17 protein-coding genes are annotated in these 14,085 nt (G+C 68.9%); 8 read left to right on the top strand and 9 right to left on the bottom strand.

Features of this window, described 5'->3' with window-relative positions:
- Window positions 1–134: 134 nt before the first annotated feature.
- From OG488_RS20285 to OG488_RS20265, 5 genes are all read right to left on the bottom strand, one after another.
- On the bottom strand, window positions 135–1,124 hold the full coding sequence (locus tag OG488_RS20285) for a bifunctional lytic transglycosylase/C40 family peptidase (RefSeq protein ID WP_329238840.1): 990 nt from the start codon (window positions 1,122–1,124) through the stop codon (window positions 135–137).
- A 115-nt stretch (window positions 1,125–1,239) separates the two neighbouring features.
- Window positions 1,240–1,695, bottom strand: a complete 456-nt coding sequence (locus OG488_RS20280) for a hypothetical protein (RefSeq protein WP_329238837.1) — start codon at window positions 1,693–1,695, stop codon at window positions 1,240–1,242.
- Window positions 1,696–1,796: 101 nt separating this feature from the next.
- The gene (locus tag OG488_RS20275; protein WP_329231157.1) at window positions 1,797–3,569 is read right to left on the bottom strand and encodes an alpha/beta hydrolase; all 1,773 of its coding nucleotides are present in this window, start codon (window positions 3,567–3,569) and stop codon (window positions 1,797–1,799) included.
- Window positions 3,566–3,955 carry a hypothetical protein gene (locus tag OG488_RS20270; RefSeq protein ID WP_329231155.1) on the bottom strand — a complete coding sequence of 130 codons (390 nt, stop codon included), beginning with the start codon at window positions 3,953–3,955 and terminating at the stop codon, window positions 3,566–3,568. The genes OG488_RS20275 and OG488_RS20270 overlap by 4 nt, the downstream gene beginning before the upstream one ends.
- Before the next feature lie 165 nt (window positions 3,956–4,120).
- Window positions 4,121–4,489, bottom strand: a complete 369-nt coding sequence (locus tag OG488_RS20265; protein WP_329231154.1) for a nuclear transport factor 2 family protein — start codon at window positions 4,487–4,489, stop codon at window positions 4,121–4,123.
- A gap of 88 nt (window positions 4,490–4,577) precedes the next feature.
- Between OG488_RS20265 and OG488_RS20260 the strand changes: the two genes are divergently transcribed.
- Complete coding sequence (locus OG488_RS20260) at window positions 4,578–5,399, top strand: helix-turn-helix domain-containing protein (protein ID WP_329231153.1); 822 nt, start codon at window positions 4,578–4,580, stop codon at window positions 5,397–5,399.
- A gap of 104 nt (window positions 5,400–5,503) precedes the next feature.
- On the top strand, window positions 5,504–6,130 hold the full coding sequence (locus tag OG488_RS20255; RefSeq protein ID WP_329231151.1) for a histidine phosphatase family protein: 627 nt from the start codon (window positions 5,504–5,506) through the stop codon (window positions 6,128–6,130).
- Window positions 6,131–6,271: 141 nt separating this feature from the next.
- On the opposite strand, the gene OG488_RS20250 is transcribed toward OG488_RS20255, so the two are convergent.
- A complete protein-coding gene (locus OG488_RS20250) occupies window positions 6,272–6,718 on the bottom strand; it encodes an ATP-binding protein (protein WP_329231149.1) in 447 nt (148 codons plus the stop codon).
- A 204-nt stretch (window positions 6,719–6,922) separates the two neighbouring features.
- Between OG488_RS20250 and OG488_RS20245 the strand changes: the two genes are divergently transcribed.
- The 5 genes from OG488_RS20245 (at window position 6,923) to OG488_RS20225 (ending at window position 9,023) form a co-directional block, all read left to right on the top strand.
- Window positions 6,923–7,768: a helix-turn-helix domain-containing protein gene (locus tag OG488_RS20245; RefSeq protein ID WP_329231148.1), complete on the top strand. Its 846-nt coding sequence runs from the start codon at window positions 6,923–6,925 to the stop codon at window positions 7,766–7,768.
- A 10-nt stretch (window positions 7,769–7,778) separates the two neighbouring features.
- Window positions 7,779–7,967 (top strand): DUF397 domain-containing protein, encoded by a 189-nt coding sequence (locus OG488_RS20240; RefSeq protein WP_329231146.1) that lies wholly within the window; start codon window positions 7,779–7,781, stop codon window positions 7,965–7,967.
- Between the two features lie 205 nt (window positions 7,968–8,172).
- Window positions 8,173–8,361, top strand: coding sequence for a DUF397 domain-containing protein (locus OG488_RS20235; protein ID WP_329231145.1), 189 nt, complete (start codon window positions 8,173–8,175; stop codon window positions 8,359–8,361).
- Complete coding sequence (locus tag OG488_RS20230) at window positions 8,354–8,581, top strand: DUF397 domain-containing protein (RefSeq protein ID WP_329231143.1); 228 nt, start codon at window positions 8,354–8,356, stop codon at window positions 8,579–8,581. Before OG488_RS20235 ends, OG488_RS20230 begins: the two co-directional genes overlap by 8 nt.
- Before the next feature lie 40 nt (window positions 8,582–8,621).
- Entirely contained in the window at window positions 8,622–9,023 is a 402-nt protein-coding gene (locus OG488_RS20225; RefSeq protein ID WP_329231141.1) for a VOC family protein, read from the top strand.
- Between the two features lie 122 nt (window positions 9,024–9,145).
- Here OG488_RS20225 and OG488_RS20220 read toward each other — a convergent pair whose 3' ends face one another.
- Complete coding sequence (locus OG488_RS20220) at window positions 9,146–9,505, bottom strand: hypothetical protein (protein WP_329231139.1); 360 nt, start codon at window positions 9,503–9,505, stop codon at window positions 9,146–9,148.
- Window positions 9,506–9,743: 238 nt separating this feature from the next.
- The gene (eno, locus tag OG488_RS20215) at window positions 9,744–11,045 is read right to left on the bottom strand and encodes a phosphopyruvate hydratase (protein ID WP_329231137.1); all 1,302 of its coding nucleotides are present in this window, start codon (window positions 11,043–11,045) and stop codon (window positions 9,744–9,746) included.
- Between the two features lie 189 nt (window positions 11,046–11,234).
- On the opposite strand from eno, the gene OG488_RS20210 reads away from it, so the two are divergent.
- Window positions 11,235–11,657 (top strand): MarR family winged helix-turn-helix transcriptional regulator, encoded by a 423-nt coding sequence (locus OG488_RS20210; RefSeq protein WP_329231135.1) that lies wholly within the window; start codon window positions 11,235–11,237, stop codon window positions 11,655–11,657.
- A 44-nt stretch (window positions 11,658–11,701) separates the two neighbouring features.
- Here the strand turns inward: OG488_RS20210 and OG488_RS20205 are convergent, their stop codons facing one another.
- Window positions 11,702–13,975 carry an excinuclease ABC subunit UvrA gene (locus OG488_RS20205; RefSeq protein WP_329231133.1) on the bottom strand — a complete coding sequence of 758 codons (2,274 nt, stop codon included), beginning with the start codon at window positions 13,973–13,975 and terminating at the stop codon, window positions 11,702–11,704.
- Between the last annotated feature and the right edge of the window lie 110 nt (window positions 13,976–14,085).

Here is a 14,085-nt window from a genome sequence, read left to right as displayed (position 1 = left end):
CCAGGGAACGGCCTGCCGGGTGCGTACGTTCCGCTCTCCACCGAATGATCACCATGACGTTATCGAAGAGTGACTCATCGTCGCAGCTCAGGGCCCAGGCTTCACGGAGAGTTCCGGCCACCGCCGACTGTGCGTCAGCTCTCCGGAAGCGCGGTGGGGAGCGCCGCGGCCCCGTCCTTCGTGACCCTTGTCGCACCGAAGTAGTCGGGGGTGTCGATCTTGTCGAACCGGATCACGGCACCGGTGTACGGAGCGTTGATCATGTACCCCCCGCCGACGTAGAGCCCCACGTGGTGGATGGCCCGCGAGTTGTTCAGGTCGTCCGAGAAGAACACCAGGTCGCCCGGGAGGAGCTCTTCCCGGGAGGGGTGCGGCCCGGCGTTGTACTGGTCGTTGGCCACACGCGGCAGCTCGATGTCGACGGTCCGGTACGCCGCCTGCGTCAGCCCGGAACAGTCGAACCGGCCCCCCTGGTCGGCCGTCCCGTTGCCACCCCAGAGATACGGGGTGCCGAGCTTCTTCTGCGCGAAGTAGATCGCCCCGGCCGCCTGCTGCGAGGGCTGCACCCGGCCGACCGGCTTGGCGAAGCTCTTCTCCAGGGAACGGATGATCTTGACGTAGTTCTGGGTCTCACTGATCGCGGGCACCCCGCCCGACTGGATCACCCGGTAGGCGCCCGCGTTGTAGGCGGCGAGCATGTTGTCGGTCGGGTCGCCCGGCACCTTCTTGACGTACCCGGCGAGCTCGCAGTCGTAGGACGCGGCGGACGGAATCGCGTCCGCCGGGTCCCACACGTCCCGGTCGCCGTCGTTGTCGCCGTCGATGCCGTGAGAGGCCCAGGTCCCAGGGATGAACTGTGCGATGCCCTGCGCGGCGGCGTGGCTCTGAGCGCTGGGGTTCCAGCCGCTCTCCTGGTACAACTGCGCGGCCAGGAGCGCGGGGTTGATGGCGGGACAGAGGTTGCCCCACTTCTCCACGAGCGGCTGGTACCGCGCCGGCACCGCCCCCTTGGCCAGCCCGACCGCCCCGCTCGCCCCGGAGATCCCGGCGGCGGCGGAGTACGTACCGACGACGAGCAGGGCGATGAAGCACAGGCCCAGCCCGATCCCACCGCCGACGAACACCCAGTATTTCCGCACCCCCCAACCATCCCCCATTCGGGCGCGGTTCACGACGCGATTCGCTGGTGTGTACGGGTGGATGGGGGCATGAGGGGGCGTCAGGGGCGGCCACGGGGGGTCAGGGGGCGCCGGCCGACCAGAAGGGCGAGCGGATGTTGGGGCGGGGGAGGGGGTACACCCCCTCGTAGGAGGAACCGTTTGGCGGAGTAGTGGGCGAGGCCACCTCGGACTTGTCTACGCAGGGGCTATCAACTTCGAAAAAGGCCTGCCCTTCGCCACCAAAGCTCAAGCTGACACCAAACCCATCCTTGGTCTGGGCATAGATCGCCGGAAAAACCAAGTCCTTGTTGACCGCTTTGATCCGGTAGTCACTATCACGCCAAAAACGTTCAACAACTCCAAGGAAATTCCCCCTCCTGTCAGCAGAAACAACAGTCATGACCGCACGCATTCGGGACACATCGCAGGCACCTTCCCCAGAAGGGCCATGCGCCCACTGCACGGACGGCCTAATCTCCCCCAAGACGGCATCGAGAATGCTATCCGCGCGATCTGCTGCCGCTTGCATGTTCATGTCGTCACGCTCCCCGCCGTTCGCCGCATTTTCCGTCACAGAGCACCCGATCACTGGCCAGCAGACCAACAGGAAGAGCACATTCCGCCAAAGCCTGAAACTCAACGCTGCTCCTCAGTTTTCACTCTGCCGCCCTGCCCCGCGACAACCATCGCAATATTGTCGGCAGACGCACTATCTCTTTCTGGCCCTACATCGAAGTATTGCGAGTGCGCATCAAAGCCGCCGGTAACGAGTGAAGGACCTTGATCCGTACGAAAGCGTCGAGCCCCAAAGGCTTCACTGGCTGGATCCTTTCCAAACCAGAGATCATCGTCACCGCGATCCAAGAGATGCCCGGCCACGAAACCGACCGGGCCCGCGGCAGCGGTCATACTTCCCTGCAACCTAGAAGGCGCCTTAGTTACCAAGTCATTTTCAGCTGCGCCAACAAACACGTTATCCTTACTCACACCCAAATCCTCAGCGCGATCCACCCCCACTCCGGGACTACCAACCAGGACGATGTCGTCAACACCTGCGATTCCACCATCCTGTTGGGTTGCGGCACCGACCGTACGCGACCCGTACGAGTGCCCAATGGCTGTCACATGAGGGTCCTCATTCGCATTTGTAGCCACTAGGCCACCCACGAAAGAACCGAATGCCTTCCCTCCAACTTCGGCCCGTTCATCACCCATAACATCAGCACTGTCAAATCCATCAGGGAATTGTGGCGCATCGTAGCCGAGCCATACCATTGCAGCACTGGAGTGATCATATTTTTGTGCACCCTTAGCCGTATCCCAGGCCCTTTTGATGTCCGCCTCCGCGAACCCCTTGTCCAATGACGTGTTCAGCCCTGGGACATAAGCGGCCACGTTCCTTGAGGTATCCGGGTTACCGAAGGAGACGATCGCCCGGCCGTTCCCTTCGTCCCCAATGCCGAGCAGAAACATGGGGGGCTGCTTCCCAGCCCCCAACTGCCGCTCGATCTCCCGCAAACCCGCCAGCTGCGTGACCGACTTGTCGTCGTCCCGCCCCTCCAGCTTGCCGATGAGCAGCGACAGGTTGTCCCTGTTGGCCGCGTCGCGGACCAGCGCCGGGATGCCGTCCAGGTTCCCGATCTGGTCCGGGTAGACCGCGAGGTACTCCTCGCGCTGTTCCTGGGTCAGCCCCGCCCACCAGTCGCGCCGCTCCACCGGCGACGCGTCGCGCGGGATGGCGTCCTTGAGGTAGGCCCCCGCCGCGTCGCGGACCTCCGCCGCGTCACCCGCCGCGTCCTTCCACGTGGAGGCCGGGACCTTCAGGCCGTCCTCCGCCTTCAGCCGGCGCAGGATCCCCGCGTACCGCCAGTCGATCTCGGCCGCTGCCCGCACTGCTCCCGTCACCCGGTCCGCGATGTCCTGTGCCCTGCCCGCGTGGGGGTTCGGTGCGACCAGGCCGGAGGGCGCCGTCAGCCCCGCTGAGCCGCTCGACGCCGCTGTGCCACCCCGCAGCGGGGCGCCGTCGACCAGGCCCTCGCCCCCTGCCGGGTAGGTCACCGACCCGTCCGCGTGCACCGTGAACTTCAGCGCCGCCGCGTCGTCGAGCGCCTCGCGCAGGGCCCGCTGCTGGGTCCTCATCTCGTGGGCCAGGGAGTTCAGCGTCGTACGGAGGAGCCCGCACTCGGTGTACACGTACTGGAAGTTGCGTCCCAGCTGCCGCAGCCGCCCCACCGCCGCCTGCGCCGCCTCGCCCTCCTGCGTGTCGCGGAGGCCGGTGAGGAGCTGCTGTTCGATGCGGTCCCGCGCCGCGTCGGCACGGTTGCTCGACCTGCCCCACCCGTCGGCCGCGCCTTCCAGCTCGCCGCACTTCAGATCCCGCAACTGCGCCCAGGTCAGCGCCGAACTCATCGCTCGTCACCCGCCCGCGGGACGGCCACCGCGGCGAAGGACGACCTGACGGCCTCGTTCGTGGCGCCCTGAGTCCGCGCGACGTCCCGCAGCTTGGCCGCCAGGCTGCCGCACTCGCCCTGCGCGGCCTGGATCCGGCGTTCCCAGGACTCCCGTACGGCTGCGAGCTCGGCCAAGGCGGTCAGTCGGCCCGCCCCGGCCATCAGCCCTGCATGAGCCAGAGCCAACTCGCCCCTGACCGGACCCAGATGGGCCACCAGCTCCTCCGCGCCCCCGGCGGCCCGCAGCCACGGCCCGTCGCTGTGTTTCAGCCTCGGCCCCCGGCCACCCGCGCTCGGCGGTCCCGCCGGATCATCCGCGACGCCCACCACGGCCACACCGCTCACCCCGTTCCTTGATCACGGAGCGGCACTGTGTCAAAGGCGGCACAGCCGACACGCCGGACGGAACCGTCCAGATGAGTCGGACCCCGGCCACCGCACGGAAGGGCCGGTGCCGACATCACCCGAACGCGCGACGCCCGGACCGCACGCTCCGAGCGGCGCCACGCGTCACAACGTCGCCACCGGGTTCGGGGACTCCGCCGGGATCGGTTCGACAATCTCCCACCGCTCGGCGATCAGGCCGTCCCGGAGACGGAAGACGTCGGCCACCGCGATGTCGAGTGCGCCTCCGGGCAGCCACCGCCGGGAGAACATCGTCACGTAGTCGCCTTCCGCCACGAGACGACGGATGTCGATTCGCAATGCGGACAGGGGCAGCTGTCGCGCCGCCACGATCCAGTCCGCCTTCGTCGTGGTCCGGAACGGCAGCCCGTGGTCCACGTAGTCGTCGCACAGCAGTGGGAAGACGGCATCGAGGTCGCCCTTGCCGTACAGCTCCAGGCAGGTCAGAACCAGGTCCTTGCAGTCAGTGCTCATGCCCGGAAGCGTGGCCGCATGGGCCGGACATGTCGATGAAGTCGGAGTTCATGGCCCCCTTCCGGATGCCACGGCTAGGGTCGGCCGTGTGGAGACCGTGGGCGGCCTTTTGCGTGAGTGGCGGCACAGCAGGCGGCTGAGTCAGCTCGATCTCGCGCTGGCGGCGGGCATCTCCCCGCGATACGTCAGCCTCGTCGAGACGGGCCGCTCCCGGCCGAGCGCCGCCATGGTGCTGCGGCTCGCGGCAGAGCTGGACGTGCCGCTGCGACACCGCAACCGCCTGCTGGTCTCGGCAGGGTTCGCGCCGCGTTACCGCGAGCGTCCACTGGACGGGCCGGACATGTCGGCCGTCCGCGACGCCGTGGCGCGGGTCCTGGGTGCCCATGAGCCCTACCCGGCACTGGTCGTGGACCGGCGCTGGAACATCGTGATGACCAACGCCCCGGCCGGGCACCTCCTCACGCACGTCGATCCCGCTCTGCTCGCCCCGCCGGTCAACATGGTGCGGCTCGGGCTCGATCCGCGCGGGCTCGCCTCCCTCATCGTCAACCTGGACGACGTACGTGCGTTCCTCCGCGCCCGGCTGGCGCGCCAGGTCGCCAGGACCGGCGATCCGGTGGTCGGGGTGCTGTACGACGAGTTCTTCGCGGATCAGGAGCGCGACGGTCCGGTGCCCCGACCGGCGTCGGAGGTGGCGGTTCCGATGATCTTCCGCCTTCCGGAGGGCGAGCTGAGGCTCTTCTCGACCATCACGACGTTCGGAACCCCCGAGGACATCACGCTCGACGAGGTCTCGATCGAGTCCTACTACCCGGCCGACCCCGACAGCGCGGCCCTCCTCCACAGCCTCGCCCAGGCACGACCGGCCTCAGGGCCTGGGCCCGACGGCTTCGTGCCCCGCGTCGACTGACAGCCCGGAACCACCCGCGCGCGATGCACCGTCCACCAGGGCACCAGGACACCCGCAGGAGGCCCGACCGGGCAGCCCCACCCACGCGCAGGAGACGACCACCCATGACCGTGGCCAGCACCCGCTTCCTCTACGTAGCCCGGCACGGCGAGGCGAGCCCGGACGAGACCGAGCTGACGGAGCGGGGCAGGAGGCAGGCAGCCCTGCTCGGCGAGCGGCTACGGGACGTGCCCCTCTCCGCCGTCCATCACGGCCCGCTCCCTCGGGCGGCGGAGACCGCCCGGCTGGTCCACGAGCAGCTCCGGCAGGACGTCCCCCTCCATGTCTCGGAGCCTGCCGGTGACTACGTCCCGTACGTCCCGCGGCAGGAAGAGCTCCCGAAGGATGCGGCCGACCGGCTCCTCGGATTCGTGGAGCAGTTCCCGGAGGCCGAACGCAGCCAGGGCCCCGAACTGGCCGAAGCCGCGCTGGCGCGGTTCACCGGGCCGGTGGAGGGTGCCGAGCCACGCCACGAGCTGGTCGTCACCCATGCGTTCCTGGCCGCCTGGCTGGTACGGGACGCCCTCGACGCTCCCGCCTGGCGCTGGTTGGGCCTCAACCACTCCAACGCGGCGCTGACGGTGATCCGTTACACGCCGGGAAGGCCCGCCGCACTGGCCATGGTCAACGACATGGGCCACCTTCCGGCGGATCTCCAGTGGACCGGCTTCCCTCAGGAGCTCCGCGTCTAAAAGAGGCCGGCCGAGGCGGACGGTTATGCCTCGTGCGGATGGTTTACGGGCCCCTGGTGAAGCCCGCGGGCCCGGCCGGAGTGGCGACGGGAGCAGTCCGTCTGCAGCTTCGAGACCCGGACGCCACCGGCTGACACGGCCCTACCTGATCAGGGGCGGCACGGTGCACTCCACCCAGAGCACCTTGCCGCCCTGGCCCGGCAGCCCACCCCTGATCGGGTACGCACCCCAGCTCTCCGCACACTCCCGTACGAGCTGCAGCCCGCGCCCCCGCTCCGACAGCACGCACGGTGCGTCCACGGTCCCGCCGGCGAACGGATCCGGGATCTCCGGATTGCTGTCCCACACCCCGACCCGCACCCGGTTACGCCCGGCCCCGCGCAGCCGCAGGGAGTACGGGCCCGATGAGTGCCGGTAGGCGTTGGTGACCAGTTCACTGGCCAGCAACTCGGCGGTGTCGATGAGATCCCGCATCCCGTGCACCCGCAGCACGGTCCGCAGAGTCGACCGGGCGATCCCGGGACCACGGGGATCCTGCGGAAGTTGGAGGGTGTACGCCCAGGGCGGCGTTACGGTGGCCAGAGCCATGGAAGTCTCCGTTCACGGAGGAGCGTTGGGGATGTGCGTGTCGCACGGCCCGGTGACGAGGCCGCTCCGTCGAGCGGGGTACTTCCGGGCGGGTGGCCTGGACCCAAGGTAGCCACCAGTGGCTAATGTATTAACCGAAAGCTGGGTAATGAGTGAACTACCACCCATGTGGGTGACAAGGCGGTCAAGGAGGCGAACCGGCCGGTGAGAACCAGCCCCACAGGTCGCCAACTGCGCCTCGGCAGTGAACTGCGCAAGCTCCGGGAACACGCCGGGCTCACCGCGACACAAGCCGGCCAGCTCCTGGGCGTGAAGCAGAACCAGATCAGCAACATGGAAGCCGGTCGCGTAGGCGTGAGCGCCGAGAGGGTCCGCACCCTGGCCGACCACTACGCCTGTGGGAACCACGAGGTCGTCGAGGCGCTCTGCGGCATGACCGCCGACCGCACACGCGGCTGGTGGGAGGAGTACCGGGAGATCCTGCCCGCGCCCCTTCTGGATCTCGCCGAGACCGAGCACCACGCGGAGCGGCTGCGCACCGCAGTCACCGTCCATGTGCCCGGAATCCTCCAGACCCCAGAACACGCCCGCGAGATCTTCCGCCAGGACGTGCCGGAGCTGTCGCCGCCCGAGATCGAACACCGCGTCTCGTTCCGCGTCAAACGGCAGACGGTGCTCTTCCGTGATCCTCCGACCACTCAGCAGGTCGTCATCCACGAGGCCGCGCTGCGCATGCAGTTCGGCGGGGCGCGGGTAGCCCGTCGGCAGCTGGAACACCTCGCGGAGATGAGCGAGCACTCACATGTCCTACTCCAGGTCATCCCGTTCGCGGCCGGAGCCTTTGCCGGGTCGGGACAGTCGATCTACTACGTCCACGGGGCTGTCCCCCAACTCGACAGCGTCAACCTGGACCAGTCGCACGGACCGGTCTTCCTGGACGCGGAAGAGCAACTCCAGAAGTACCGCGTGCTCCTGAGCCGGATCGAGGCCATCGCCCTCGCTCCGGAGCCGTCGCGCGAGTTCATACACACCATCGCCCGCAGTCTGTGAGGGATCCATGATGTCCGCTCCCGCTTGGCAGAAGTCGTCCTACTGCGCTCAGGGGAACTCGTGCGTGCACGTCGCCGCCGACCAGGGCTCGATCGTCCTCACGGAGAGCGGCGACCCCGGCGGCGCGATACTCCGGACCAGCCCGACCGCCCTGGCCGCCCTCATCCGCACCGTCAAGGAGACCCAGGCCCGTGGCTGACCTCCCCGCCGACTACATCCACGGGCCTGTCCCCAACTCGACAGCGTCAACCTGGGCCAGTCTCACGGACCGGGCTCCCTGGACGCGGAAGAGCAACTTCAGAAGTACCGCGTGCTACTGAGCCGGATCGAGGTCATCGCCCTCGCTCCGGAGCAGTCGCGCGAGTTCATACACACCATCGCCCGGAGTCTGTGAGGGATCCATGATGTCCGCACCCGCTTGGCAGAAGTCCTCGCACTGCGCTCAAGGTGAAGCCTGCATACATGTCGCCGCCGACCGGGGGGCGATCGTCCTCACGGAGAGCGGCGACCCCGGCGGCGCGATACTCCGGACCAGCCCGACCGCCCTGGCCGCCCTCATCCGCACCGTCAAGGAGACCCAGGCCCGTGGCTGACCTCCCCGCCGACCTCGTCTGGACCCGGGCCGCTCCCGAGGACGCGGAGGGCCCCGGGCCCTGGATCGAGATCGCGTTCGGACCCGGGGAGCTCGTGCATCTGCGTGAGACCGGCGACCCCACCACGGTGGTGACCACGACCGCAGAGAAGTGGGAGGCGTTCGCCAGGGGAGTCGCGGCCGGCGAGTTCGACCACTTCACCGAAATCCGGTCCACCTGACTGTTCCCAGCACGACCCCTGGGCGAGATCATCTGGAGCTGTGACCGACGAAGCGAACGCGTCCTCATGGCCTCCGGGCATCAGCGCCATCACCCTGTTCGTCGAGGACCTGGACGCCACCAAGGCTTTCTACGGTGAGGTCTTCGGACTGCCCGTGGTTTTCGAGGACAGCAACTCTGCGGTGTTCGGCTTCGGCGACACCGTCATCAATCTGCTGAGGGTCACCGAGGCCCCCGGCCTCATCGCACCCGCACGCGTCGCCGGCCCCGACGTCGGGTCCCGCATGCAGTTCACCCTGCCGGTGGACGACGTGGACGCCATGTGCGAGGAGTTGGCCGCCCGGGGCGTGACGCTGCTGAACGGCCCGATGGACCGGCCGTGGGGCATCCGCACGGCCAGTTTCCGCGACCCCGGCGGCCACATCTGGGAGATCGCCCGGTGACCGCATCGGGGATGCGGAGATACGGGCACTCCTGACCCGAAGCGTGCCTCTTGGACCGGCGCCGGTCGGTCCGAGGACCACGCGCTCGGACGGGCGCGATGCCGACCGCACGGAGACGGCTGTCAGCTGTCGTAGAAGAACAGCTCAAGATCCTCCATGGACCCGGGCCCTGTCAGGAACCCCTCGGCCTGGCCGATCTCGCTCTCCGACGGCACCCGGCTCTCCCGAAGGAGCTCCTTCATCCACGTCTCGCCCTGCTCGCCGATCGCATAGATGCCGGAGAGCAGCTCGGCCATACCCGCAGGTGTAGAAGGACGGCGCCCGACGACAGGCTGGAGTTCCCACCCGCCTGCTCGCGCGGCAAGCCGGAGCACCCCGGCCCAGTTGGCGATCCGCCCGATCCGTACGTGCCACGAGTCCTCGGTGAAGGGCGCCGGCCGGCCGTCGTTCAGGGCGTTGGTCGCGGCCATGATGTCCGCCACCCCTGCCGCTCCACGGGATCACGAACCCAGCTCCCCTCCTGCGCCTCGTCGACGGCGGCCGACCACCACTCCCAGGCGCCGTCCAGCCGGGCCGTGAATGAATCCATCCCGACAGAATCCCAGGCGTGCGGCCGTCAACCGTCAGGCGGGGGCCGATGCCCCTAGAACCGACGGGACGGGGAACACCCGTCCCGGCGCGCCAGGACAGGTGTCCCCGGTGGAGCGACCGCCGCAGCGGTCAGGCGCGGGCGAGCACCGCTCCGCCCGCGTACCGCGCGGACGCGCCCAGCTCCTCCTCGATCCTGATGAGCTGGTTGTACTTCGCGGTGCGGTCGGACCGGGACAGCGAGCCGGTCTTGATCTGACCGCAGCCCGTCGCCACCGCAAGGTCGGCGATGGTGGTGTCCTCGGTCTCGCCGGAGCGGTGCGACATGACGACGGTCCAGCCCGCGCGGTGCGCGGTGGCGACCGTGGCGAGGGCTTCGGTCAGGGTGCCGATCTGGTTGACCTTGACCAGGACCGAGTTGCCGACACCGGTGCGGATGCCCTCGCGCAGCAGCTTCTCGTCGGTGCAGAACACGTCGTCGCCGGTGAGCTGGCAGCGGTCGCCGACACGGGCGGTCAGCTCCCGCCAGCCGTCCAGGTCGTCCTCCGCCATCGGGTCCTCGATGGAGACGATCGGGTACGCGTCGATCAGCTCGGCCAGGTAGTCGGCCTGCTCGGTAGGCGTACGGCGCACGCCCTCCCCGGCGTACACGTACGCACCGTCGTGGAAGAACTCCGACGAGGCGGGGTCCATGACCAGGCCTATGTCCGTGCCGGGCCGGTAACCGGTGCGCTCGACGGCCTTCATGACGAAGTCGAGCGCCTCCTCGGCGGTGCGGAGCGCCGGGGCGAAGCCACCCTCGTCGCCGACGCCCGTCGAGTGCCCGGCGGACAGCAGGTCGCGGCGGAGCGTGTGGAAGATCTCGGAGCCCATACGGACGGCTTCCACGAAGGTCTCCGCACCGATCGGAGCGATCATGAACTCCTGGAAGTCCAGCGGGTTGTCGGCGTGGGCGCCGCCGTTGACGATGTTCATCATCGGCAGCGGAAGAAGGCGCGCGTCGGCGCCGCCGAGGTAGCGGTAGAGCGGCTGGCGGTGGGCCGCCGCAGCGGCCTTCGCGGCAGCGAGGGAGACGCCGAGGAGGGCGTTGGCGCCGAGCCGGGACTTGTCGGTCGTGCCGTCGAGCGCGACGAGCGCGGCATCGAGTCCCGCCTGATCGTCGGCATCACGCCCGACCACCACGGAGGCGATCTCGCCGTTGACGTGGGCGACGGCCCGGTCGACGCCCTTGCCGTGCCAGCGCCCCGCGTCCCCGTCCCGCAGCTCCACGGCCTCCCGCGCTCCGGTGGAGGCACCGGAGGGGACGGCGGCACGGCCGAGGGATCCGTCGGCGAGGAGGACATCGGCCTCGACGGTGGGGTTGCCCCGGCTGTCGAGAACCCTGCGGGCCGTGACGGACTGGATGACGGTGGACTCGACCGACGTGGAAGCCATGGGAGGTCCTTCGCGTTGACGCACGCCGCGGCCCTGCTGCGACAACGCTGGCGCGTGCCGCGACAACGGCGACTCTACAGCAATGCTGTTCAGTTGCGCTGTTCAGTTCGGCTGTTCAGTTGAGCTGTTCAGCTTGGCTGTGCAGATGAGGTGCGCAGCTTCGCTGGGGACCACCGGTTAAAGTTGCCTATGCCCTCCCCGGATCCCGCCGCCGTCGCCACCGAACTGCGTACCGCGATGGGCAAGCTCACGCGGCGCGTGAAGCACGAGGACCGGATCCCGCTCGGCCAGGTCTCCGTGCTCGGCACCCTCGATCGCGACGGGGCCATGACCACCAGCGACCTGGCGGCGGACCAGCGCGTGCGGCCCCAGTCCATGGCCCGCGCGGTCGGGCTGCTCATGGATCAAGGGCTCGTCGTCCGCCGGGCGCACCCCACGGACGGCCGTAAGTCCCTCGTGGAGCTCTCGCCCGCGGGACGGACCGCGCTGGAGGCGGAGCGCGGGCGCAGGGCGGGGTGGCTCGCCCAGGCCATCGAGCTCGAGCTCACCGGCGAGGAGCGTGAGGTGCTGGCACGCAGCGCCGCCCTGATGGACCGGCTCGCCGCGCGCTGACGGAGGTCACCCCTCCACGGCTCCCAGGCCCGGACCCGCCGCCGTCAGCCCCCGACGTACTCCCGCAGATGGCGCGCGGTGAGGGTGCTCCCGTCGGCTATGAGCTCCGCCGGTGTCCCCTCGAAGACCACGCGGCCACCGTCGTGCCCGGCTCCGGGGCCAAGGTCGACGATCCAGTCCGCGTGGGCCATCACCGCCTGGTGGTGCTCGATGACGATCACGGTGTTGCCCGCGTCCACCAGCCGGTCGAGCAGCGCGAGCAGCTGGTCCACGTCGGCCATGTGCAGTCCGGTCGTCGGCTCGTCGAGGACGTAGGTCGCGGCCTTCTCCGCCATGTGGATGGCGAGCTTGAGGCGCTGGCGCTCACCGCCGGACAGGGTGTTCAGCGGCTGGCCGAGCCGGAGGTAGCCGAGCCCGACATCGCGGAGCCGACCGAGAATGGCGCGTGCCTGCCCGGAGGTGAAGAAGTCGTGGGCCTCCGCCACCGACATCCCCAGGACCTCGCTGATGTTCCTGCCGTGCAGGGTGTAGGTGAGCACCTCGGGGGTGAACCGCTTCCCCCGGCACTCCTCGCACACCGAAGCGACGCCGGCCATCATGGCGAGATCGGTGTAGACGAGCCCGAGGCCGTTGCACTTGGGGCAGGCACCCTCCGAATTGGCGCTGAACAGGGCCGCCTTGACGCCGTTGGCCTTGGCGAAGGCCGTGCGGATCGGGTTGAGCAGACCCGTGTACGTCGCCGGGTTCGAGCGGCGCGAACCACGGATCGGCGTCTGGTCGGCGACCACGACCCCCTGCCCCGCCGGCAGGCTGCCGTGGATCAGTGAGCTCTTGCCCGAACCCGCGACACCGGTGACGACGGTGAGGACACCGAGCGGGATGTCGACGCTCACGTCCTGGAGGTTGTGCAGGTCGGCGCCCTCGATGGACAACTGTCCGGAGGGCTTGCGCACCTCGTCCCGCAGCCGTGTGCGGTGTTCGAGGTGGCGCCCGGTGAGCGTCCCGGAGGCGCGCAGCCCGGCGACGTCCCCGCTGAAGCAGATGCGCCCCCCGTCCGTCCCCGCGCCCGGCCCGAGGTCGACGACATGGTCGGCTATGGCGATCACCTCGGGTTTGTGCTCGACGACGAGCACGGTGTTCCCCTTGTCGCGCAGGCGCAGCAGCAGGTCGTTCATCCGCCGGATGTCGTGCGGGTGGAGCCCGATGGTCGGCTCGTCGAAGACGTACGTGACGTCCGTCAGGCTGGATCCGAGGTGCCGCACCATCTTCACCCGCTGCGCCTCACCACCCGAGAGCGTGCCCGCGGGCCGGTCCAGGCTGAGGTAGCCGAGGCCGATCTCGACGAGGGAGTCGAGCAGGTCCCTCAGGCCGGCCAGCAGCGGCGCCACACCCGGGTCGTCGATCCTCCGGACGAACGCGGCGAGGTCGCTGATCTGCATGGCGGAGCACTCCGCGATGTTCACCCCGTCGATCGTCGAGGAGAGCGCGGCCGCCGTCAGCCGGGTCCCCCCGCAGTCGGGACATTCGCGGAAGACCACGGCCCGGTCCACGAAGGCGCGGATGTGGGGCTGCATGGCGTCGCGGTCCTTGCTGAGGATCGTCCGCTGGACCTTCTGCACCAGGCCCTCGTACGTGAGGGTGTTGCTGTCGACCTTCACCTTGGTCTGCGGCTTGTGGAGGAAGTCGGACCACTCCTGCTCCGTGAAGTCCTTGAGCTTCTTGTCCGGGTCGTAGAGACCGGACTTCGCCATGACCTGCCAGTACCAGGAGTCCACCGCGAAGTTGGGCACGGTGATGGCGCCCTCCGTCATCGACTTCTCCCGGTCGACCAACTGGTCGATGTTGATGTCGGAGATCTGGCCGACGCCCTCGCACCGCGGGCACATGCCCTCCGGCAGGTTGAAGCTGAAGGCGCCCGATGTCCCGATGTGCGGGGTCCCGAGCCGTGAGAACACGATCCGGAGCATCGTGTAGGCGTCGGTGGCGGTGCCGACGGTGGACCGGGAGTTGGCCCCCATCCGCTCCTGGTCGACCACGATCGCGGCACTCAGATTGTGCAGCGCGTCCACGTCGGGGCGGCCCAGGCTCGGCATGAACGACTGGACGAAGGCGGTGTACGTCTCGTTGATCAGACGCTGCGACTCGGCCGCGATGGTGCCGAAGACGAGCGAGGACTTACCGGACCCGGACACCCCGGTGAACACCGTCAGCCGGCGCTTCGGGATGTCCAGCGAGACATCGGTGAGGTTGTTCTCGCGCGCGCCCCGGACCTGGATGACATGGTGGCCGTCGGCGGGAGGCGTCGCAGGAGTCGTCATGCGTCGACCGTAATCGAGGCCACTGACAACGCCCCCGGCCGTTGACACCGGCGCCGCCCCGTTGCTTGGCTGGACCGAGGGCAACAAGCGCTTACCCTACGGGCTTTGGA

It is taken from the genome of Streptomyces sp. NBC_01460 (assembly GCF_036227405.1).
GTDB lineage: Bacteria > Actinomycetota > Actinomycetes > Streptomycetales > Streptomycetaceae > Streptomyces.
Note: the sequence above shows the minus strand (reverse complement) of the source record. Positions and strands in the feature narration are given on the sequence as shown.

Coding starts and splice junctions, on each gene's coding strand:
- OG488_RS20280 (WP_329238837.1), bottom strand. CDS start 1,695: ATGAACATGCAAGCGGCAGCAGATCGCGCGGATAGCATTCTCGATGCC.
- OG488_RS20275 (WP_329231157.1), bottom strand. CDS start 3,569: ATGAGTTCGGCGCTGACCTGGGCGCAGTTGCGGGATCTGAAGTGCGGC.
- OG488_RS20265 (WP_329231154.1), bottom strand. CDS start 4,489: ATGAGCACTGACTGCAAGGACCTGGTTCTGACCTGCCTGGAGCTGTAC.
- OG488_RS20255 (WP_329231151.1), top strand. CDS start 5,504: ATGACCGTGGCCAGCACCCGCTTCCTCTACGTAGCCCGGCACGGCGAG.
- OG488_RS20250 (WP_329231149.1), bottom strand. CDS start 6,718: ATGGCTCTGGCCACCGTAACGCCGCCCTGGGCGTACACCCTCCAACTT.
- OG488_RS20240 (WP_329231146.1), top strand. CDS start 7,779: ATGTCCGCTCCCGCTTGGCAGAAGTCGTCCTACTGCGCTCAGGGGAAC.
- OG488_RS20235 (WP_329231145.1), top strand. CDS start 8,173: ATGTCCGCACCCGCTTGGCAGAAGTCCTCGCACTGCGCTCAAGGTGAA.
- eno (WP_329231137.1), bottom strand. CDS start 11,045: ATGGCTTCCACGTCGGTCGAGTCCACCGTCATCCAGTCCGTCACGGCC.
- OG488_RS20210 (WP_329231135.1), top strand. CDS start 11,235: ATGCCCTCCCCGGATCCCGCCGCCGTCGCCACCGAACTGCGTACCGCG.
- OG488_RS20205 (WP_329231133.1), bottom strand. CDS start 13,975: ATGACGACTCCTGCGACGCCTCCCGCCGACGGCCACCATGTCATCCAG.